18 protein-coding genes are annotated in these 21,025 nt (G+C 65.4%); 4 read left to right on the top strand and 14 right to left on the bottom strand.

The genetic code is table 11. The features are described 5' to 3' along the window. Positions 1-41: 41 nt before the first annotated feature. From J1M86_RS18415 to J1M86_RS18435, 5 genes are all read right to left on the bottom strand, one after another. Positions 42-1,685 carry a VWA domain-containing protein gene (locus tag J1M86_RS18415; protein ID WP_206510890.1) on the bottom strand — a complete coding sequence of 548 codons (1,644 nt, stop codon included), beginning with the start codon at positions 1,683-1,685 and terminating at the stop codon, positions 42-44. A gap of 72 nt (positions 1,686-1,757) precedes the next feature. Beyond that, complete coding sequence (locus tag J1M86_RS18420) at positions 1,758-2,192, bottom strand: SRPBCC family protein (RefSeq protein ID WP_075837318.1); 435 nt, start codon at positions 2,190-2,192, stop codon at positions 1,758-1,760. Positions 2,193-2,364: 172 nt separating this feature from the next. Continuing rightward, complete coding sequence (locus J1M86_RS18425) at positions 2,365-4,029, bottom strand: cation acetate symporter (RefSeq protein WP_075837319.1); 1,665 nt, start codon at positions 4,027-4,029, stop codon at positions 2,365-2,367. After that, complete coding sequence (locus tag J1M86_RS18430) at positions 4,026-4,325, bottom strand: DUF485 domain-containing protein (RefSeq protein ID WP_083667171.1); 300 nt, start codon at positions 4,323-4,325, stop codon at positions 4,026-4,028. Before J1M86_RS18430 ends, J1M86_RS18425 begins: the two co-directional genes overlap by 4 nt. 238 nt (positions 4,326-4,563) lie before the next feature. Next, positions 4,564-6,306, bottom strand: a complete 1,743-nt coding sequence (locus tag J1M86_RS18435; protein ID WP_206510891.1) for a cation acetate symporter — start codon at positions 6,304-6,306, stop codon at positions 4,564-4,566. Between the two features lie 86 nt (positions 6,307-6,392). Between J1M86_RS18435 and J1M86_RS18440 the strand changes: the two genes are divergently transcribed. Continuing rightward, positions 6,393-7,055 carry a GAP family protein gene (locus J1M86_RS18440; protein WP_075837322.1) on the top strand — a complete coding sequence of 221 codons (663 nt, stop codon included), beginning with the start codon at positions 6,393-6,395 and terminating at the stop codon, positions 7,053-7,055. Here J1M86_RS18440 and J1M86_RS18445 read toward each other — a convergent pair. The 8 genes from J1M86_RS18445 to J1M86_RS18480 are packed head-to-tail and all read right to left on the bottom strand — an operon-like array spanning position 7,052 to position 16,074. Next, positions 7,052-7,429, bottom strand: coding sequence for a hypothetical protein (locus J1M86_RS18445; RefSeq protein WP_075837323.1), 378 nt, complete (start codon positions 7,427-7,429; stop codon positions 7,052-7,054). The two genes, J1M86_RS18440 and J1M86_RS18445, sit on opposite strands and share 4 nt — an antisense overlap. After that, positions 7,414-8,220, bottom strand: a complete 807-nt coding sequence (locus tag J1M86_RS18450) for a LytTR family DNA-binding domain-containing protein (RefSeq protein WP_206510892.1) — start codon at positions 8,218-8,220, stop codon at positions 7,414-7,416. Before J1M86_RS18450 ends, J1M86_RS18445 begins: the two co-directional genes overlap by 16 nt. Positions 8,221-8,251: 31 nt before the next feature. Further along, positions 8,252-9,409, bottom strand: coding sequence for a sensor histidine kinase (locus J1M86_RS18455; protein ID WP_206511121.1), 1,158 nt, complete (start codon positions 9,407-9,409; stop codon positions 8,252-8,254). A 56-nt stretch (positions 9,410-9,465) separates the two neighbouring features. Continuing rightward, the gene (locus tag J1M86_RS18460; protein WP_206510893.1) at positions 9,466-10,650 is read right to left on the bottom strand and encodes a lipase family protein; all 1,185 of its coding nucleotides are present in this window, start codon (positions 10,648-10,650) and stop codon (positions 9,466-9,468) included. Further along, positions 10,647-12,284 carry a Na+/H+ antiporter gene (locus J1M86_RS18465; protein ID WP_206510894.1) on the bottom strand — a complete coding sequence of 546 codons (1,638 nt, stop codon included), beginning with the start codon at positions 12,282-12,284 and terminating at the stop codon, positions 10,647-10,649. Before J1M86_RS18465 ends, J1M86_RS18460 begins: the two co-directional genes overlap by 4 nt. 29 nt (positions 12,285-12,313) lie before the next feature. Continuing rightward, complete coding sequence (locus J1M86_RS18470) at positions 12,314-12,502, bottom strand: antitoxin (RefSeq protein ID WP_075837324.1); 189 nt, start codon at positions 12,500-12,502, stop codon at positions 12,314-12,316. After that, on the bottom strand, positions 12,502-14,946 hold the full coding sequence (locus J1M86_RS18475) for an HAD-IC family P-type ATPase (protein WP_206510895.1): 2,445 nt from the start codon (positions 14,944-14,946) through the stop codon (positions 12,502-12,504). Before J1M86_RS18475 ends, J1M86_RS18470 begins: the two co-directional genes overlap by 1 nt. Before the next feature lie 24 nt (positions 14,947-14,970). After that, positions 14,971-16,074 (bottom strand): MBL fold metallo-hydrolase, encoded by a 1,104-nt coding sequence (locus J1M86_RS18480; protein WP_206510896.1) that lies wholly within the window; start codon positions 16,072-16,074, stop codon positions 14,971-14,973. A gap of 127 nt (positions 16,075-16,201) precedes the next feature. Between J1M86_RS18480 and htpG the strand changes: the two genes are divergently transcribed. Together htpG and J1M86_RS18490 are read left to right on the top strand one after the other, a co-directional pair. Further along, positions 16,202-18,127 carry a molecular chaperone HtpG gene (htpG, locus tag J1M86_RS18485; protein ID WP_075837326.1) on the top strand — a complete coding sequence of 642 codons (1,926 nt, stop codon included), beginning with the start codon at positions 16,202-16,204 and terminating at the stop codon, positions 18,125-18,127. Positions 18,128-18,218: 91 nt separating this feature from the next. Further along, on the top strand, positions 18,219-19,019 hold the full coding sequence (locus J1M86_RS18490; protein ID WP_075837327.1) for a crotonase/enoyl-CoA hydratase family protein: 801 nt from the start codon (positions 18,219-18,221) through the stop codon (positions 19,017-19,019). A 73-nt stretch (positions 19,020-19,092) separates the two neighbouring features. Here the strand turns inward: J1M86_RS18490 and J1M86_RS18495 are convergent, their stop codons facing one another. Continuing rightward, positions 19,093-19,824: an enoyl-CoA hydratase gene (locus J1M86_RS18495; protein WP_206510897.1), complete on the bottom strand. Its 732-nt coding sequence runs from the start codon at positions 19,822-19,824 to the stop codon at positions 19,093-19,095. 56 nt (positions 19,825-19,880) lie between these two features. Here J1M86_RS18495 and J1M86_RS18500 point away from each other — a divergent pair, with 56 nt between their 5' ends. After that, entirely contained in the window at positions 19,881-20,960 is a 1,080-nt protein-coding gene (locus tag J1M86_RS18500; protein WP_206510898.1) for an NAD(P)-binding domain-containing protein, read from the top strand. The last annotated feature ends 65 nt before the right edge of the window (positions 20,961-21,025 follow it).

A 21,025-nucleotide genomic window follows, 5' to 3' on the forward strand; every position in this document is an offset into this window, starting at 1 on the left:
TCGATACTTGCTTAAATGCAGGGTCAAACCTAGCCCTCGAATCAGCGCCCTGCCCTGGCTTTGAGCGCATTGACGAACACGTTGGGTATTTCGGCCGGGTTTCTCGCCAGATAGCTCGATCCGCCGGTGGCCGCGGAAATCTGCTGCAGAACCGCGGCGTCGGCGTCCTCGGTGATGCCGATCGTGACGATGACTACCGGTGCCGTCGGATCCTGCTCCGCGCGGAGCGTCTCGAGCAACTCGTCGAGCGAGATGCTGTCCGGATCCTCGTTGGAGCCGTCGGTGAAGACGATGACACTGTTGATGTAGTCGGGGTCGTATCCCTCTTTCACCTGCCGGAACGCCGCCAGCGTAGCGTCGTACAGCCCGGTTCCGCCGCCGACGAGGCCGGGCAGCACCCGCATCTGCTGCATCAGCACCTCGCGCTGCGAAATGCCGTCCACGTCCTCGTCGAGACGCCGAATCGGTGCCAGTTCGCGATAGTCCTGATCCCCGCCGCCCAGACCGATCGAGAATGCCCACAGCCCCATCGCGGCGTTGTCCGGGAACAGGCCGATGCCCGTCTGGTTGGCCTGCACGGTCAATTCGATCCGAGTATCGGCCCCAGCGTTGTAGCCCATCGATCCGGATACGTCCTCGATGACCAGGGCACGCGAGGGCATCGCGAGCACCTGATAGCGACGCAGCACGGTTTCTGCCGTCTGCTGATCGGCGATGCCCAGCGAGGCGACCTCGCCCACGCCTCGTTCAGCACCCGCCTCGCTACTGGTGAGGGGCGCCATGTCCGGTGCCCTGAACCCCGCCTCGGACAGGGTCGCCAGACCCGTTTCCGAACCCAGGGCATCGGCGAGAGCCAGGCCGGCAGCCTTCGCGCCCTCCTGCCGGTCGCTGTCGGGCTCGGTGACGGCCAGCGGGAAGTCGAGGAAGAAACTCCCGGTGGGAGGGACAGTCGCCTGCAGATCGGCGCCGGAGACCTGGTGGCGCACGAGTGTCTGCTCCGAGACGACAGCGACGCCGCCGTCCTCGATCACCTCGTCGAGCCGGGATGCGGCGTCGGACTCGTTCTTGACTTCGGCCTGCGCCTGGGCAATGGGCACCAGGGCTGCCTCTACCGAATCCACCGCCTCGTCATCGGTTCCCGCTTCCGAGAGGGCGCCGAGGATCGGGGCGTCGGAGGTGGTATTGGTCAGCGGGTTGCCGATGCGCAAGCCCTTCAGTTGCAGCGCCGTCAGCCAGGAATCGAAGAACGGCACCTCGTCGGTCCGCGCCGCGATGACCGCGGGCGTCGTTGCCACCGACTTGCTCGCAAGATCGACCAGTGAGCCCGTCGCACGTACCGTCTTACCCACCCACAGCGAGGAATCGGGGATCCACAGCGACGGGGGCTGCGACCCCATCGAGACAGCAGCGGACGCCTCACCCGAGGCGGTGGCAGTGACCTCGATGCTCGCGCAACCCAGGTCCTCTGCGGGCACGTCGGCGACGACCTGCGTCACCACCTCTGCGATGGCCGGGTCGGCCGCGAGCGTGTAGGTGGAGGTGTCTGCGCACCCAGAACCGAATGCTTTCTGTGCGGCGAAGACACCGCCGACGATGACCACGATCGCCACAACGGCGATGACAACGTACTTGAGCAGCCCTGTCGAGCTGGACGCCGTCTGCGGCGCACTGTGTCTACCGGGCATGTGTGGAACCTCTCCGTGGTGAGCGCGAGACCGAAGAGGTCGGACTCAGGCTGTGCGGCGGCGCGGCAAAATCTAGGCGTACAGCGACTCGAACGTCTTCATCGAGTTCTCGATGTCGCCTTTCAAAGCACGTGCGACGCCGGATCCGATGGGCCCGAAAAGCGGCGCGCCACCGAGGTCGACGTCGAGGGTGACGTCCGCGCCGCCACTCTTTCCCGCAGCGACGGTCAGCTTCAGACCGATCTTGACGCCGCCTTTGCCGTTGCCCTTGAGTTCGAGCTTCTTGGGCGGGTCGTACTTCTCGATGGTCCAGCGAACGCGGTTGCGCATCCCCTTCACACTCGCCACCGACTCGAGGGTGACGCCGTCGGCGAGTTGTTCGGGCAGGTCGCAGCGCCAGGCCTCGTGGATCGACAACCACTTGTCGTAGTCGGCAAGGTCGGACGCGTGCGTCCATGCCACATCGGGTTCGAGGGGGACATTGACGGTTACCTTCAGCTTGGCCACGGAAGGGATCGTAACCACCGGCGTCAAGCGATCGGTGTGAGGTACGACTCGTCAACAGCACAGCACGTGTGATATCTCCCGATCTCGACGAGTGTGATAGTGACGGCAACCAACGCTGAGAGGGCGGCCGACACAATGTCGGCCGCCCTCTGAGCGCTATCGGAAAACTTGATCAGTGCGCGGTTGCTTTCTCGGCTCCGATGCCGGTCAGCGAACGCACCTCCATCTCGGCCTGCTTGGCCCTGCTCTCGGAATCCTTCGACAACAAGGTGCCGACGATGCCGAGAACGAACGCCAGCGGGATAGCGACGATGCCGGGGTTGGACAACGGGAACCAGGCGAAGTCCGAGTTGGGGAGCATCGACGTGGGCGAACCCGATACTGCCGGCGAGAAGACGATCAGGATGAGCGTCGAGATGAGGCCGCCGTACATGCTGCACAGTGCGCCGGTGGTGTTGAAACGGCGCCAGAACAGCGAGTACACGATGGTCGGCAGGTTCGCGGCGGCAGCGACGGCGAAGGCGAGAGCCACGAGGAAGGCGATGTTCTGCCCGTTCGCCAGGATGCCCAGGCCGATGGCCAGCACACCGATCACGATTGCGGTGATTCGCGAGACCCGGACCTGCTTGATCTCGTCGACATCGCCCTTCTTGATGACGTTGGCGTAGATGTCGTGAGCGAACGACGCCGAGGCCGTGATGGTGAGACCGGCTACGACCGCGAGGATCGTTGCGAAAGCCACCGCGGAGATCACACCGAGCAGCACGACGCCGCCGAGTTCGAAGGCGAGAAGCGGTGCTGCGGAGTTCTGCCCGCCGGCGGAGGCGAGGATTCGGTCGGGTCCGACGATTGCTGCGGCGCCGTAGCCGAGGACGAGAGTGAACAGGTAGAAGGCACCGATGAGCGCGATGGCCCAGACGACGCTGCGACGGGCTTCCTTCGCGGTGGGCACCGTGTAGAAGCGCATGAGAACGTGCGGCAGACCCGCTGTTCCGAGCACCAGGGCGATACCGAGGGAAAGGAAGTTCAGCTTGGAGAGGTCGCTGCCGCCGTATTGCGCTCCCGGTTCGATGACATTGCGTGCATTGACGACCTCGTCGGAGGAACCGGCGATCATGGCCTGCGCGGAACCGAGCAGGTCGGAGAAGTTGCCACTGAACTTGACGAGCACCAGGATTGTCATGAACAGGGCGCCGGCGATCAGTAGGACGGCCTTGATGATCTGCACCCAGGTGGTGCCCTTCATGCCACCGACGAGGACGTAGGTGATCATGAGCACGCCGACGATGGCGATGACGATCGACTGACCGGTGCGGTCGGTGATGTCGAGGAGCAGTGCGACGAGGCCGCCGGCTCCTGCCATCTGCGCGAGGAGGTAGAACAGCGAGACCGTCAGCGTCGAGATTGCGGCCGCGGTACGAACCGGCCGTTGCTTGAGCCGGAAGCTGAGCACATCTGCCATGGTGAATTTACCTGTGTTGCGGAGCAATTCGGCGACCAACAGCAGCGCGACGAGCCAGGCAACGAGGAAGCCGATGGAATAGAGGAAGCCGTCGTATCCGTATACGGCGATAGCTCCGGCGATGCCGAGGAAGCTGGCGGCCGAGAGGTAGTCACCGGCAATGGCGACGCCGTTCTGCGGTCCCGAGAAGCCACCGCCTGCGGTGAAGAACTCGGACGCGGTCGCATTCTTCTTGCTGGCGCGGATCACGACGAACATCGTCACCGCGACGAACGCGACGAAGATCGCAATGTTGATGAGTGGTTCGCCGACTGTGGTGTCGACGGCTTGTGCGAGATTCGCAGTAGTGGAGCCTGCGGAATGACCCAGTATCATAGCTTGGCCTCCTGAGATTCCAGCATCTCGGCGCGGAGAGCGGCTGCACGCGGATCGAGTTCACGGTTGGCGAATCTGACGTAGATGCCCGTGATGGCGAACGTGGTGACGAACTGGCCGAGCCCGAGCAAGAGGCCGAGGTTGATGTTGCCGAACACCTCGATGGACATGAAGTCCGACGCGTAAGTGCTCAGCAGGACGTACATGACGTACCAGGTCAGGAAGAACCCGGTCATCGGAAAGACGAAGCTGCGCAGCCGTCGTCGAAGTTCCTGAAATTCCGGGCTCGCTTGCATGTCGATGAACGCCTGCGCGTCCGGTGGCGGAGATGTATCCGGTCGTGTCACCTTCGTAGCTCCCTCTTTGCGCTTATCGTCACGGAATGTGACCGAACAACTGCAAGGAACGCTAGTGAGAGGTGAATCACAAAGATATGCAGTGGCACCGCTCACACGCCCAGCTGCGCGAGTGTGCGCCGAGCGGTCATCTCACCACGACGAGTGGGCGGGAGATCCAACCGGTTCAGGAGGGGCGCTACAGCTCCTGTTCGCGGTCTCGGCCCACGCCCAGGCGCTCCGGCGCGTGCAGTCGAGTGAAGATAGTCCCGACATCGGCGGGAACCGACGCCGCGGTGAGCTTGCTGACGAAAAACATCAACCCGAATGCCAGCGGAACGGACACCGCCGCCGGGTAGCCCAGGATCGTCGACGCCCATCCGCTGAGCCACGTTTCGGACACTCCGAACACCGACAACGACGCGGCGACGATCGACACCGAACCACCGCCGATCAACCCGGCAGCTGCGCCCGCCGCCGTCAACCCGCGCCACCAGATACCGAGCACGAGCAGCGGACAGAGCGTCGACGCCGCCACCGCGAATACCAATCCGACGGTCCGCGACAGGTCGAGCGAGGCGACCCCGACCGACAACGCGAGAGGCACGGCACCGCCGAGCACCGCCGCGATCCGGAAGTCCCGCACCCGGCCCCGCAGCACATCGGTGCTGAGCACTCCGGCGATGCTCACCAGCAAGCCGGAGGAGGTGGACAGAAACGCCGCGATCGCCCCCGCCGCGACGAGCGCCGCCAGGAGCTGACCGGGCAACCCGGACAACACCGAACCCGGCAACAGCAGCACCGCGGCGTCCGAGGTACCGGTGATGAGTAACTGCGGCACATACAACCTGGCGAACACGCCGAGCAGTGTCGGAAACAGATAGAACAGTGCGAGTAGACCGAGGACCGTGAGCGAGGTCAGACGCGCGGCCCGACCGTCGGGATTGGTGTAGAAGCGCACCAGTACGTGGGGCAAGCCGAGCGTGCCGAGAAACGTCGCCAGAATCAACGAATACACCTGGTAGAGCGGATGCATGCCGCCGAGACCCCAACCCGGCTCCGCCCAGTCGCTGTCGGTGGTGGGCGCGCCCGCCACCACCGGCACCGGCGACCCGGCATCGAGAATCAGCGAGGTTCCCTCGGCGAGCTGGTGCGTGCCGTCACCCAGGACCAGCCGGCCGTCGACGCTGACTCCGTCGACCATTCCCGTCGCCGTGACTTCGATCGGAACCTCGACCTGAACCGACACGTCGGTGGTGATGTCCACCGTGGTCACACTGTCTACTGTGGGCGGCGCCGGGCCCCCTACTGCACGATCGTCGGCGAAGAAGTGCATCGCGAGAACGATCGCTGGGACCGCCACCGCGGTGAGCTTGAGCCAGTACTGGAAAGCTTGAACGAAGGTGATCGAGCGCATCCCACCGCCGACCACGTTGGCGATCACGATGAGTCCCACCACGGCGGCGCCCACCCACCCCGGAACACCGAGCAGGATGTTGAGCGTGAGCCCTGCGCCCTGAAACTGCGGCACCAGGTACAGCGCGCAGATGACCACGACGACGAGCATTGCGAGCTTGCGTAGCCTGCGTGAACCCAACCGGAACTCGGCGAAGTCCGGGACTGTGTAGGCGCCGCTGCGGCGCAGCGGCGCTGCCACGAACAGCAGCAGACCCAGGTAACCGGCGGTGAAGCCGATCGGATACCACAACGCGTCGGCACCGTACTTCGCTATCAGACCGGCGACACCGAGAAATGATGCGGCCGAAAGGTATTCGCCCGAAATGGCGGCGGCATTCCAGCGCGGTCCGACGGTGCGCGAGGCCACGAGGAAGTCCGAGGTCGTACGGGCGAAGCGCACCCCGTAGATCCCGATGGCGACGGTCGCGACTGCCGCGAGCAGAAGGGCGATCACCGTGACCACCGGAATGGATTGACCGTTCACTCGACGCGTATCTCCTGGTCTCGCACGAAGCCGGACTCCCGCTCATCGTGGCACAATTCGAACATGCGCCTACCGAGGATCAGCTGATGTCCATATCGGGGGCCATCACTGCCGTCCTCCCATTGGCGGTGGGAGCAGTGTTCGCGCACTTGCCCATCACCGCGATGGCAGCCGGCCTGTCCACGTTGAACACCGGCCGTGTGCTCGCTCGGTTCACTGCCGGATGGCTGGCCGGCGTCGCGGCCGTCACTGCGGCCGGACTGTTGCTCGTGGACACCGCTGTCCTGGTCTCGGACTCGTCTGCTTGGGTGCGGTGGTTGAACCTGATTCTCGGTGTCGGTTTGATGGCGCTCGGAGCCCGTAGGCTCGTTGGACGTCTCCGGAGCGGTCCGGCCTCCGAAGAACCGGGTTGGGTCCAGACGGCGCGCGCACTCACCGGCGGTAGAGCTTTCGCGACCGCGTTCCTTCTCGGCTCGGTGAATCCGAAGAGCGCAATCATCGCGCTGTCGGCGGTGGCGGGCATCGTCGACGCGACTTCCGTCGTGGCCGTGCAGATCACGGCTGCGGTGGTTTTCGTGGCGGTGTCCAGCCTCGGCGTCGCCGCGCCTGCACTCGCGCTCCTCGTCTTCCGCGACCGTGCACGCAAGCCTTTGGATGCCTTCGTCGGCGGGTTCGTCAGGCACAGCGACATCGTGTTGACCGTGATTCTGATTGCCCTGGGCCTCTATGTGACACTCGGCGCTTTCTAGTCGTCCATCAACTCGGTGAACTCGTGTTCGTTGCGCTCGGCCTTGCGTATGTACACCCAGCCGACGCCGAGTAGCAACGGGTAGACGACGATGCCGAGAATCAACCACGGCAACCGGATTCCGAACACCGTGGCCTGAGAGTAGGCGGGAACCAGCAGCCCGACGAGTGGGATCGCAAAGAGAATGCACAACGTCAGAGCGGCGAGTCGAACCGATAGCCACAGTTGCGCTCGCACAAGACTGCGCACCAACACGTCGCCGACTTCGGTCTGCTCCTGCACTTCTACGCGCGTGCGGACCATCCGAGCACCGCGCCGCTCGGCGAGAATCACCCGCTGGCGCTGGGGCCTCGGACCGGTCACCGACTCGACCATGTCTGCAATGGGCCTCGGACCAGCCGGTCCTTGAGTTCCCGGGTGTGCCTTCGGCTCACCGGCAACTCGACGGCGGGCAACTCCCCGTCCGCGCGCAGGCACACCACCAGGCCCGATCCGACGCTTCTGATACCGGTCACCAACGACAACGACACCAGGTAAGAGCGGTGCACCCGCAGGAAACCGACGCCCGCCCATCGGCTTTCCAGCGCCGAGATCGGAATCCGCACGAGATGAGACCCGTTTGTGGTGTGCAGTCTGGCGTAGTCCCCCTCGGCCTCGACCCACCCGACGGAGGATCGCTGCACCAGCGTGGTGGTACCACCGAGCTCGACCGGAATGATCTCCTCCCCGCCTGCCGAGTCCTGGGCCTCGGCTCTGCGGCCGGCGACGATACGGCCGAGCGACTCGGCCAGCCGCTCCTCACGCAACGGTTTGAGCAGGTAATCGACGGCCCCCAGATCGAACGCGGCCACAGCTCGATCGTCGTGCGCCGTCACGAACACCACGGCAGGCGGACGCGCGAAATTGGCGAGAATTCCCGCCAGTTCCATACCGTCGAGACCGGGCATGTTGATGTCGAGGAACACTGCATCGATCGCTGGCGAGGACGGCCCCGGTTGCTGCTGCAACCGTCGGAGCGCGGTGGTCGCATCCGAGGCGGTGTTCACTTCGGTGACGGAATCCTGCCTGTTGAGCAGGTATGCGATCTCGTCGAGTGCCGGCTTCTCGTCGTCGACGGCGAGCACGACGAGGCCGGTGGGAGCTGGCGGGTCAGCAGACGGTGTCATGGGCGACCTCATCCTCTCATTCACGCTTGGGTCATGCGCGAATACCTGCTTTGAACTTCGGCACCCGCATGCTCACTTTCGTACCGGCACCAGGGGCGGTATCGACGACGAGGCCGAAGTCGTTGCCGAACGCCGCGCGCAGCCGGTCGTCGACGTTCGACAAACCGATATGGGCCGCTTCCTCCGCGTTCAGTGATCCCGAGCGCAATACCTCCGGGTCCATGCCCACGCCGTCGTCCTCGACACTGATGAGACAGTCGGTGCCCTCGTCCGCGGCAACGATGGTGATCGTCCCGCCCCCTGATCTACCGGAGAGGCCGTGCTGCACTGCATTCTCCACGAGTGGTTGCAACGCCAGGAACGGCAGCGCGACGCCCAAGACCTCGGGCGCCACCTGCAGGGTCACTTGCAGGGAGTCGCCGAACCGGGCCCGCTCGAGCGTCAGGTAGCGATCGATATTGCGCAGTTCGTCGGCCAGCACCGTGAACTCTCCTGCGGTGCGGAACGAGTATCGGGTGAAGTCGGCGAACTCGAGCACCAGCTCGCGGGCCCGGTCCGGGTCGGTCCGCACGAACGACGCGATGGTTCCGAGCGCGTTGTAGATGAAATGGGGGCTGATCTGTGCCCGCAACGCCCGCACCTCGGCACGATCCAAACGGGCTCGGGAGGCATCGAGTTCGGCGAGCTCGATCTGACCGCACGCGTACCGCGCGACCTCGGTGATGGCACCGAGCATGCCGGGACCGGGAACGTGCGTCGTGACGGCCCCGAACACACCGACGACACCGACGCCCTCGATCATCAACGGTTGCGCGATCAAGGCCCGCACCGAGTCGTCTGCACCGAGCGGGTGGGCCAGCAGTACCCGTCGTTCTCCATCGATCGCCCGTCGCGCGGTCAGCCGGAACTGCTCGATCAGTTCCTCGTGCTGCCCGTTCCAGGTCAGCAGTGTTGCGTCGGCGTCGCTCACCCCGAGGGCGTCGGCACCCATCAATGCCCGCAGATGCGGCGCTGCCTCGGCCGCGGACTGTGCGTCCAGGCCCGTGCGCAGCGGTCGAGCCGCCAGCGACGCGGTGTGCAGCGTCGCGTGCACCGCGCGTTCCTCGGGCGTCGTCAAGGCTCTGCGTCCGCGAAGACTGATGACGGCGATCGCCACGATTGCGACGGCCATGATCACCGCAAACCACATGAGGGCATAGGTCACGGCGATTGTCTCCGGCAGGCGCGGCCGCTACGCATCATCGCTCACCCTCCCTGACATGTGTTGCGCGTGGGCAGTCCCGCGAATCGTTCGCCGATCCACCGGACACCGTCCGACGTCGCGAGCTGATCCGAGTGCCCCTGCTCCGGTGCCCGAGAAAACTCGACGATGTCACCCATCGAGCATGCCCGGGCGACGGCATCCTGTGTCCATTTCGGATCGATCAACTGGTCGCGTCCTCCGACGATCACCAGCAGCGGCACCGTGGTCGACCTTCGTGGCAGCGATACCGACCGCAACCAGTCCGCCATCTCGACGCGCGCGGCCTCGGTTGCCGGCGCCGCGTCGGCGGGAGTCAAGCGCGTCGCCGCCTCGGCTTTTTGTACACCGAGCAGATCCGTGCACGCAGTGAGCGCGCGTCTTTCGGCCTCCAGTGCGCCACGGACGTACGCCGACCTGGTGACCTCGGGGCGCTCGAACTGCAGACCGTCCACGAGAAAGGGAGTCAACAACATCTGTGGGAGCGTCATCGAACTGCCCGCATCGAACATCGGCGACAGGTTCAGCACCGGCGACAACGCGGCGCTGCCGACGAGGTCGAGTCCGTCGCCGTAGTCGCCGCGCTCGGCAGCCGCCCACACTGCCTGTCCTCCTTGCGAATTGCCGATCGCTGCCCACCGGGTGCCGGCGGACGGGACGACGTTTCTCGCCGCGCGCACCGCGTCGATCACGTTGTGGGCCGCGGCATCGGGATCGAGATACGGGTGTGAGCCGGGCGTTCCGATTCCCTCGTAATCGGTGACAGCGACCACCATTCCACGTTCGAGGAAGGGCGCCACCGTCCCGATGGTGCCGAGCAGGTTGGGGTAGAGCGATGGCGCGCATTCGTCGGTGACGCCGGTGGTTCCGTGCGCAACGGAGACGATCGGCCAACCCCCCTCGGGCGGATCACCTTTCGGGATGAACACGACCCCGGACACCTCGGTGCCCGCATCGCCGGCACCCGAGGTGGATCGATACACCACGTGAACGGCCTCGGCCCCGAAGTAGCGCACAGCGAAGTCCGTGTGCCCCATCGTCATCTGCGAGACGAGCGATCCACGTTCCTCGCCCACCGGCGCTGGCGCCCAAGTCGTGATCGCCGCAGGAACGGCCTGGGACACAGGCTCGGCGCTGCAGGCCCCAAGGGTTCCCACCAGCGCCAACGCGAGTACTACCTTCCGCATCATTGCCTCCAGCGTTCGAGTCGAGCCTCGGCCGCCGCCTCTTCGACATCCAAGCCGTCGAGGACGGCACGCAGAACCTCGTCGTCGAGGTCACCGTCATCTCTGGCCTTGACCAGGGCAGCCCGCTGCGCGACGAGGACGTTGCGACGCAACGTGTCGAACATCGTTCCGGCAGCGGCGAACCGCTCCTCACGGTCCTCGGTCTCGTCGGCGTCCAACCGGGCGCGGACCGACCGTCGGACGCGCTCGAGAACTGCCTCCACCGCCTCTCGATCCGCTCCCGGTAGGCCGGCATATGCGGTTTCGGTCAGATACTGCTCGGCCGCCGACCGAGAGATCGCCCGCGCCAACGCCTGCTGTTTCTCCGTCTGCTGCTGCTCGAGCGGGTCCGCGACGTCGAGCCTTCGGATCAGCATCGGCAGCGTCAAACCCTGGATCAGCAGTGTCCCCACGGCGACGACGAATGCAACGGCTTGAATGACTGCACGGCCGGGGAACGCCTCACCTGTAACGGTCACCAGTGGCACACCGGAGGCGGCAGCGAGTGTCACCACCCCCCGCATACCCGCCCACGACAGCACGAGATTCTGGCGCCAGGTCAACCCGACAGCGTCGGTGTCCTCGGTTCTGCGGCGGCGCAGCAGGGCGCGAAGCGCAGTCCGGCCGCCGGTGTTGACGAAGATCCAGGTCGGACGCACGAGGATCACGACGCCGAGAATCAGCACCGAGTAGGCGAAGACATGCAGCACCGGCAGTCCGTCGCTCTCGACCTGCTCGATGACCGATTTCAGTTGCAGGCCCATGTAGGCGAAGACGAACGCCTCGAGCACCAGGTCCATCAGCGGCCAGACCTGACGTTCCTGAATACGTGTGGTCACCGCAACGTCTGCGGTGACCCGCCCGAGGACGAAGCCCGCGGTGACCACGGCCAGTACACCGGAGGCGTGAATTTCCTCGGCCGCAAGGTATGCCGCGAAGGGAAGAACCAGGCCGAGAACGGTTTCGAGTGCGGAGTCCGAGATTCGGGCCCGCACGAACCGGACGATGCGAGCGAGTATCAATCCGACGAGTACGCCCCCGACGATCTCGTAGGCGAAAAACAGTACGGGCGAGTCGATCTCGATTCGCTTGCCCGTCACCGATGCCACCGCGAGGGTGAACAGGGTCAACGCGGCCGCGTCGTTGACGAGGCTTTCACCGGTGAGGATCGACATCATGCGGGCGGGCAGACCGAGTTTGCGACCGACGGCCACCGCAGCCACGGCGTCGGGAGGTGCGACGACGGCGCCGAGGACCAGCGCGGCACCGAGGGTGAACTCGGGCACGAGCCAGTCCGCGAACCATCCGACCACGAAAGTCGTCACCACCACCATGACGACGCCGAGGCGCAGAATGTGGCGGAGGTTCTTTCGGAAGCTGACGAACGAGAAATCCAGGGCCGCCGAGTAGAGCAGCGGGGGAAGTACCACCCCGAGGATGAGTTCGGGCGAGAGCGTCACCTGTGGGACGCCCGGAATGAACGACGCGACCGACCCGACCGTCACGAGAACCAGCGGGACCTGCAGGTTCAGACGCTTCGCGAAGCCGGCCACCGCGACAGCGGCGATGACGACGAGAAGCAGTGTCGGTCCGTCCACAGCTAGATCATGCCGCGTCGCCGTCCGACCTACTTGTCGGGTATCGCCTTCTTGACGGCATCCTGCACCTTGTCGACCTTGTCGGCGTACTTGCCGCCGGTCTTGTCATCGACGAAGTCGCCCGCCTTCTCGACGGCGTCCTCGATCTTGTCCGAGTTCTCGGCGGCAGCCTGCTTGCCCTTGTCGACGAGACCCTTGAGGTTGTCCGAAAATCCCATCATCGCTCCATCTCGTAGGCGGTTGAATCCGGCTCACCAGAGCGTACCCGGCTCCGGAGCTCGGCTCTCTTCTGCAGCGCGCCGTTGATCAGCCAGGCGGCCTCGACGGCGACGATCCCGACCGCGCCCACGACGAACGCAGTGGTGGTGAGTGCGACGTTGGACGGATCGAGCTTGAAGAACGTGCGGCAGAACGGAATCGTGAACAGCACCAAATACCCGAGAACGGACCCGGCGATCAACGCGATCTTCCACCACACGTAGGGCCGTGCGACGAGCGCGAGAACCCACACCGCGATCACGATCAGCGTGATCAATGCGGTCGTACTGGCCTGGGTCACCTGCGTCTCGGTGGCGTTCGGCCCCTCGTACGCGATGAGGTAGGAGGTGAACGTCGCGACACCGATGACGATTCCCGACGGCACCGCCAGGCGCATGACCCGCGGCACGAAACCGCTTCGAGCTCGCTCGTGGTTGGGCGCGAGGGACAGGATGAAGGCCGGGATGCCGATGGTGAACCAGGCGGCGATGGTCACGTGGCGCGGCAGGAAGGGATACGGCAGCGGTTCGGTGTCGAAAAGCTGTGAGAGCACACCGGATGCGCCGATCAGGAACGCCAGCAACACCGAGTACACGGTCTTGGTCAGGAACAGGTTGGAGACGCGCTCGATGTTGCCGATGACGCGTCGACCTTCGCCGACCACGTACGGAAGCGTCGCAAACTTGTTGTCCAGCAGCACGATCTGCGCGACCGCACGAGTCGCGGGGCTGCCCGAACCCATGGCGACGCCGATATCGGCGTCTTTGAGGGCGAGCACGTCGTTGACACCGTCGCCGGTCATCGCGACAGTGTGACCGCGTCCTTGCAGCGCACCGACCATTCGGCGCTTCTGATCGGGCCGCACTCGCCCGAACGTCGTGGACTTTTCGACGATGTCGGCCAGGCCGTCCTCGTCGTCCTCCGGCAATTCGCGGGCGTCGATCGGCTGACCCGGCAGGCCCAGTGACGCCGCCACCGCGCCGACGGAGACGGCGTTGTCGCCGGAGATGACCTTGACCGTCACCGACTGGCTCGCGAAGTATTCGAGCGTCTCGCGGGCGTCGGCGCGCACTTTCTGTTCAAGGACCACCAGTGCGCGCGGTGTCACGACACCGGGGGCGTCGTTGTCGTCGACGGGGAGATCGCTGCTGGCGAGGAGCAGCACGCGCAAACCGGCCGAGCCGACCTGTTCGGCCGCACGGGCGATATCCGATTCGGGATCGAGCAGAACGTCGGACGCGCCGAGCAACCAGTTTCCGTGCTCGCCGTAGGACAGCCCACTCCACTTCTTGGCCGAGGAGAACGGCGCGACGGCGCTCTGAGTCCAACCCGGATCATCATCGAAGGCTTCGGCGATGGCAAGGACGCTGGCGTTCGGTCGCGGATCGTCGTGGGCCAGTGCGGCAAGCACGGACCCCAGCAGTCCTGCTTCTCCTTCGGAGACGACGCGCAGCTCCTTCAGGCGCATCCCGTTCTCGGTGAGGGTGCCGGTCTTGTCGGCGCAGACGACGTCGACTCGGGCGAGCCCCTCGATGGCGGGCAGTTCCTGCACGAGGCACTGGCGGTGGCCGAGTCGGACGATGCCGACCGCGAACGCGATGGACGTCATCAGCACCAGCCCCTCGGGGACCATCGGCACCAGTGCCGCGACCATTCCGCTCAGGGCCGGGCCGAGCGACTGGCCGCTGGAGAAGAGCTGGTTGTAAATGATCAGCGCGCCCGCGGGCACCATCAGATACGTGATGAACTTCAAGATCTTGTCGATGCCGCTGCGCAGCTCGGAGTGCACCAGCGTGAACTTGCTGGCCTCCTCGGCGAGCCGTGCGGCATAGGCCTCGCGGCCGACCTTGGTCGCCCGGTAGGCCCCGCTGCCGGCGACCACGAAACTGCCGGACAGCACCTGCGCGTCCACTGTCTTGTGCACCGCGTCGGCTTCTCCGGTCAACAGCGATTCGTCGATCTCGAGGCTCGCGCCCTCCACGACCTCGCCGTCGACGACGATCTGGTCTCCCGGGCCGAGTTCGATGATGTCGCCGAGTACCACTTCGTCGGGGGCTACCGCGCGGGCGGTGCCGTCGCGGCGCACCACCGGCTTGCTCTGCCCGACGATCGCGAGCTTGTCGAGCGTTCGCTTGGCGCGGATCTCCTGGATGATGCCGATACCGCTGTTGGCGATGATCAGGAGCCCGAACATGCCGTCGATGACAGACCCCGTCGCCAGCACGATGACAAGCAACACGCCGAGAATTGCGTTGATGCGGGTGAACACGTTGCCTCGGACGATGTCGCGCACCGACCGGCTGGCACGAGCGGGGACGTCGTTGGACTTCCCCTCGGACCGGAGGCGTACGACGTCCTTTTCGGAAAGCCCACCCTCGTGGGGTGCGTCCGTCTCGATCGACATGGCGGTAAGCCTAGGCGCAAACGCTCAGCCGAGTCGTGCCCACCACCGATCGCCTGCGAAGCCGTGTGAGACGTCGAGACGCTGCCCGGGAATGGGCACCGCCGTCGTGACCGATGCCTGTTCGGCCGCGGCTTCGAGTCGCAGAATCGGCTCGGACCACGGGTGGAATGCCAGGTTGAAAGTGGCCCAGTGCACCGGCACCAGAACACCACCGCCCAGATCGCCGTGCGCGCGCACGGCCTCCTCAGGGTTCATGTGAATGTCCGCCCAGCGCGGATCGTAGGCGCCGACCGGCAGCAGAGTCAGGTCGAAGGGCCCGTATTTTGCCCCGATCTCGGCGAACTTGACGGTGTAGCCGGTGTCACCGCCGAAGAACACGCGGTGTTTCGGTCCGGCGAAAGCCCAGGACGCCCACTGCGTCAGGTCGCGCCGCAGTCCTCGTCCGGAGAAGTGGCGCGCCTCGGTGCAGGTGATGGTGATACCGGCAATCTCGGTCTGCTCGTCCCAGTCGAGTTCGATGATGCGATCCTCGGGGACCTTCCAGTGCCGCAGGTGCGCGCCGATGCCGATCGGCACCACGAACGGAGCATTCTGCAGACCGGCGAGCCGCTGAATGGTCGCCTTGTCGAGATGGTCGTAGTGATCGTGGGAAATGACGATCGCATCGACCTTCGGCAGCCCATCCAGCGAGATCGGGGTGGGGTGGAGTCTGGCCGGGCCGACGGTCTTCGAGGGCGAGACGCGGTGGCTCCAGACCGGATCGGCGAGCACTCGGCGGCCGTCGATCTCCACGAGGACCGAGGAGTGGCCGTACCAGGTCACTGCCGACTCGCCCGCGTCGACGGGCGCCACCGGAGGCGCCAGTGGGATGGGCTGCTGCGGTCGGCCCGTGGCACCGCGCCGCATCAACGAGAGCAGAATCGACTCCCCGTCGCTGGCGCTGAAACTCGCACTCGGCTCCGTGTTGTGGAACCGTCGGCCGCGATAGCGCGGCGAACCGGCCGCGTACGGCGCGATGGACTGCGTGCGAGCACCGATTTGCGACGGCAGGCCCCAGGCCGCCCGGGCCAACCAGGTGGCGCCGGCGAAGGCCGCGGCTACCGGCACGATCTTGTTGTTCTTCACCATTTCCACATTAGGTGAGCGGGGCGCCGTGCGTCGGCTCGTGCGGACGCGGGCACAATCGAGTTGCGTCCCGACGCCCTTTGTAAAATAACTGCGACGGTTTTGCTCTAGAAGGAGATCGCACACACTCATGACCACCGAACAGCGGGAATTCCAGGCCGAGACGCGCCAGCTCTTGGACCTGATGGTTCACTCCATCTATTCCAACAAGGACAGCTTTCTCCGCGAGCTGGTGTCCAACTCGTCGGACGCCCTCGACAAGCTGCGGCTCGAGTCGTACCGAGACAAGGATCTCGACGTCGACGTCTCCGACCTCCACATCGAATTCGAGATCGACAAACAAGCACGCACCCTCACCATCCGTGACAACGGCATCGGTATGACGCGCGAGGAGGTCATCGACCTCATCGGCACGCTGGCCAAGTCCGGCACGGCCGAGGTGCGCAAGAAGCTCAAGGAAGCGAAGGACGCGGCGGCGTCCGAGGAACTCATCGGTCAGTTCGGCATCGGCTTCTACTCCACCTTCATGGTGGCGGACAAGGTCACGCTGCTCACCCGCAAGGCGGGCGAGAGCACGGCGACGCGATGGGAGTCCACGGGCGAGGGCACCTACGAGATCTCCGACGTCGACGGCGCGGCGCAGGGCACCTCGGTGACACTGCACCTCAAACCGACCGACGAGGAGGACCACCTCTACGACTACGCGTCGGAATCGAAGATCAAGCAGCTCGTCAAGAAGTACTCCGATTTCATCTCGTGGCCCATCCGGATCGACGTCGAGAAGAGGGTGAAAGCGGAGGAGGAAGGCGCCGAGGACACCGTCACCATCGAGACCGAGACGATCAACTCGCAGAAGGCGCTGTGGACCCGCCCCAAGGACGAAGTGTCCGAGGAGGAGTACAAGGAGTTCTACAAGCACGTCAGCCACGCCTGGGACGAGCCGCTCGAGGTCATCCCGTTCCGGGCCGAGGGCACTTTCGAATACCAGGCGCTGCTGTTCATTCCCTCGCAGGCGCCGTTCGACCTGTTCATGCGCGAGGGCAAGACCGGCGTGCACCTGTACGTCAAGCGTGTGTTCATCATGGACGACTGCGAAGAACTCATGCCGGAGTACTTGCGCTTCGTCAAGGGCGTTGTCGACGCGCAGGACCTCTCGCTGAACGTCTCACGCGAGATTCTGCAGCAGGACAGGCAGATCCGCGCGATCCGTCGCCGCCTGACTCGCAAGGTGCTCTCGACGATCAAGGAAATGCAGAGCGAGCACGCCGAGAAGTACAGCACGCTGTGGTCGCAGTTCGGCACGGTCCTCAAGGAGGGCCTGATCTCCGACGCCGACAACCGCGAAACCCTTTTGGGCATTTCGTCGTTCGCGTCCACGTACTCGGAGGAGGGCGTGACCACCCTCGCCGAGTACGTCGACCGGATGAAGGACGGCCAGGAGCAGATCTACTACATGACGGGCGAATCTCGTCAGCAGATCGAGAGCTCACCGCACATGGAGGCGTTCAAGGCTCGCGGCCTCGAGGTCCTGCTGCTGACCGATTCGGTCGATGAGGTGTGGGTCGGCAACGTCCCGGACTTCGACGGCAAGCCCTTCCAGTCCATCTCCAAGGGCGAGGTCGACCTCGACACCGAGGAGGAGAAGAAGGAAGCCGAGGGCAAGCGCGAGGAGCAGGACAAGGAGTTCGAGGACCTGCTGAAGTGGATGAGTGAAACGCTGTCCGAGGACGTGAAGGAAGTACGCCTGTCCTCGCGGCTGACCACCTCACCCGCGTGTGTCGTCGGCGACGAGTTCAGCTTCTCCCCGCAGCTCGAGAAGATGTACAAGGCGTCGGGACAGTTCATCCCCACCTCCAAGCGCATCCTCGAACTCAACCCGAATCATGAGTTGGTGACGGGGCTGAAGAAGGCGCGCGAGGATCGCAGCGAGGATGCCTCGCTGGCCGAGACAGCCGAATTGCTCTATGCAACTGCTCTTCTCGCCGAGGGCACCGAGCTCAAGGATCCAGCGAAGTTCTCGCGCCTGCTCGCGGATCGGCTGACCAGGACCGTGTAGGCAGCTTCGCTGCACGTGCGTGGAAATACATAGTGGGGCACGTATTTCCGCTCACATGCGCCGGAGGCGCACAACGAGAAGGAGTGCAACAATGACCGAACCAGTGCTGGTCGAACGCCGGGGCGACGTCGTCGTGTGGACGTTGAACAACCCAGAGGCCCGCAATCCGATCTCCGAGGCCGAGACCATAGACGCGCTCGAAGCGGCTGTGGCCGAGGTCGATCGAGACGACAGCGTGCGGGTCGCCGTACTGACCGGCGCTGGTTCGGCATTCTCCTCCGGGGGCAATGTCAAGCACATGCGCGACAAAGAGGGCATGTTCGCCGGCACCCCCGCCGAACTGAGAGAGGGTTATCGACGCGGCATCCAACGCATCCCGAAAGCCCTGTACCACTGCGCAGTTCCGACCATCGCTGCGGTCAACGGGCCGGCCGTCGGCGCGGGCTGCGACCTGGCGCTGATGTGCGATCTTCGCATCGCCTCGACGACGGCGAAGTTCGCCGAGAGCTTCGTCAAGGTCGGCATCATTCCCGGCGACGGTGGCGCGTGGCTACTCCCTCGGGCAGTCGGCATGGCGCGAGCGAGTGAGATGGCATTCACCGGCGAAGCGATCGACGCGGCGACAGCCCTGGAGTGGGGTCTGGTCTCACAGGTCGTCGAACCGAGCGAGCTGCTCGGCGCGGCACACACATTGGCGTCGAGAGTCGCCGCGAACCCGCCGCAGGTGCTGCGGATGACCAAGAAGCTGCTGCGCGAGGGCCAGCACCAGTCTCTGGAGAGCCTGCTGGAGCTGTCCGCGGCGTACCAGGCGATCGCACACACCACCTCGGACCACACCGAGGCCGTCGACGCGATGCTGGCGAAACGAAGCCCCGAGTTCGGCGGGCGCTGACAGGCGCTGACGCACATGTGAGCGGAAATACGTGCCCCACTATGCATTTCCACTCACATGCGGCGAAGCCGCCTCACCGACCCGTGAACTTCGGCTTCCGCTTCTCGTTCCGCGCCCGCCGAGCTTCCTTCATGTCCTCACTCGTCCAGGCCGCACCGAAGGCCGACCACTGCTCCGGCGTCGGCTCGTCGCGGGTGCCGTCGTCGTTGAAGACGAGTTTGAGGTGCCGCAGCGCGAGCGGCGCGAGTTCGGTGATCGAGGACGCCCATTGCTGCGCGATCGCCAGATCGCCGCGTTTGTTGGCCAGACCGCTGGCGTAGGCCCGGTCGGCGTCGAGCCGCTCGCCGCCCAGCAGGATGGTGCGGGCGACGCTCCCGCCCGCAAGGGACGCGAGCCGCTTGATGGTCCAGTTGTTGACGGCGATGCCCAGGCGGGTCGACGGGATTTCGAAAAATGCGCCATCGGCGACGACGCGTAGGTCGCTGGCGATGGCAAGTTGGGTTCCGGCCCCGACAGCCGGGCCGTTGACGGCTGCGACGACGGGGATGGGAGCCGCCTCGATGGCCCTGAGCATGGACTCGAGCGCCTCGGGGAACTCCTCCGGGAACTGATCCCCCTCGAGGTCCGCGCCGGCGCAGAAGCTCGAGCCCTGCCCGGTGATCACGATGACGCGCGCGTCGGCGGCGACTGCACTGACGATCGCGTCGCGCAGCGCGACGCACAGCGCCGTGTCGAGAGCGTTGCGACGTTCGGGTCGCTGTAGTTCCAAGGTCACGACGTCGCCGTCACGGGTCTGTTCGATCATGTCGCTAGAGGTTACCCATCGCCCAGCGCACCGCAGTCCCGCGGGCTGATGTACTGGTGGATGTGATCTTCACTGATGTGGCAGTAATCGGTGCCGGGCAGGCAGGCCTGTCGGCCGGCTATCACCTCCGGAAGGCTGGGCGCTCTCCCGGCGACGGGTTCGTGATGCTCGACCGGTCCCCCGGCCCGGGCGGTGCCTGGCAGTACCGGTGGCCGTCACTGACGCTGAGGACGGTCAACGGCGTTCACGATCTACCCGGGATGGCGTTCGCCGACACCCTCACGGGCGCTTCTCCCGACAAAGTCACCGCTGCCGAGGCCGTGCCGCGCTACTACCGCGCGTACGAGGAAAAGTTCGACCTACAGGTCCAGCGCCCGGTGACGGTCACCGTGGTGTGTGACCGCGAGCCGAGGTTTCGGGTGGAGGCGGGCGAGACCGTCCTGTCAGCACGCGGACTGATCAACGCGACGGGGACCTGGGAGAAGCCGTTCATCCCGCATTACCAGGGCGCCGAGACGTTCCGCGGGCAACAACTGCACACCAAGGACTATTCGACGCCGGACGCGTTCACCGGCAAGCACGTCGTTGTCGTTGGCGGCGGCATCTCCGCTGTGCAGCTGCTCGACGAGATCTCCCAGGTCACCTCGACCACGTGGGTCACCCGTCGCGAACCCGTCTTTCGCGATTCCGAGTTCGGGCCCGAGGCCGGCCGCGCTGCCGTCGCGATGGTCGAGGAGCGTGTTCGGAGTGGGTTGCCGCCGGGTTCGGTCGTATCGGTCACCGGATTGTTGCTGACCGACTCGTTGCGGGCCGCGCGCGATCGCGGTGCATTGCAGCGGCTGCCGATGTTCTCGCAGATCGTCCCGGACGGCGTCGCCTGGGCCGACGGATCGACAGTGCGCGCCGATGTGATCCTGTGGGCGACGGGGTTTCGGAGCGCGCTCGATCACTTGGCGCCGCTGCGCCTGCGCGGACACGGCGGCGGCATCGTCATGGACGGAAGGCTCGCGACTCGGGTGGCGGCGGACCACCGCGTGCACCTGCTCGGGTACGGGCCGTCGGCGAGCACGATCGGCGCCAACCGTGCCGGGCGGGCGGCAGTGAGCGAGCTGCTGGAAACCCTGAGGATCCGGTAACGATTTCAAGCATTTCACCCAATCCTGCACCCGGTGTCGGTTACCTTTCTTGATATCTCCTACAC

It is taken from the genome of Rhodococcus sp. KRD197 (assembly GCF_017168235.1).
Taxonomy (GTDB): domain Bacteria; phylum Actinomycetota; class Actinomycetes; order Mycobacteriales; family Mycobacteriaceae; genus Rhodococcoides.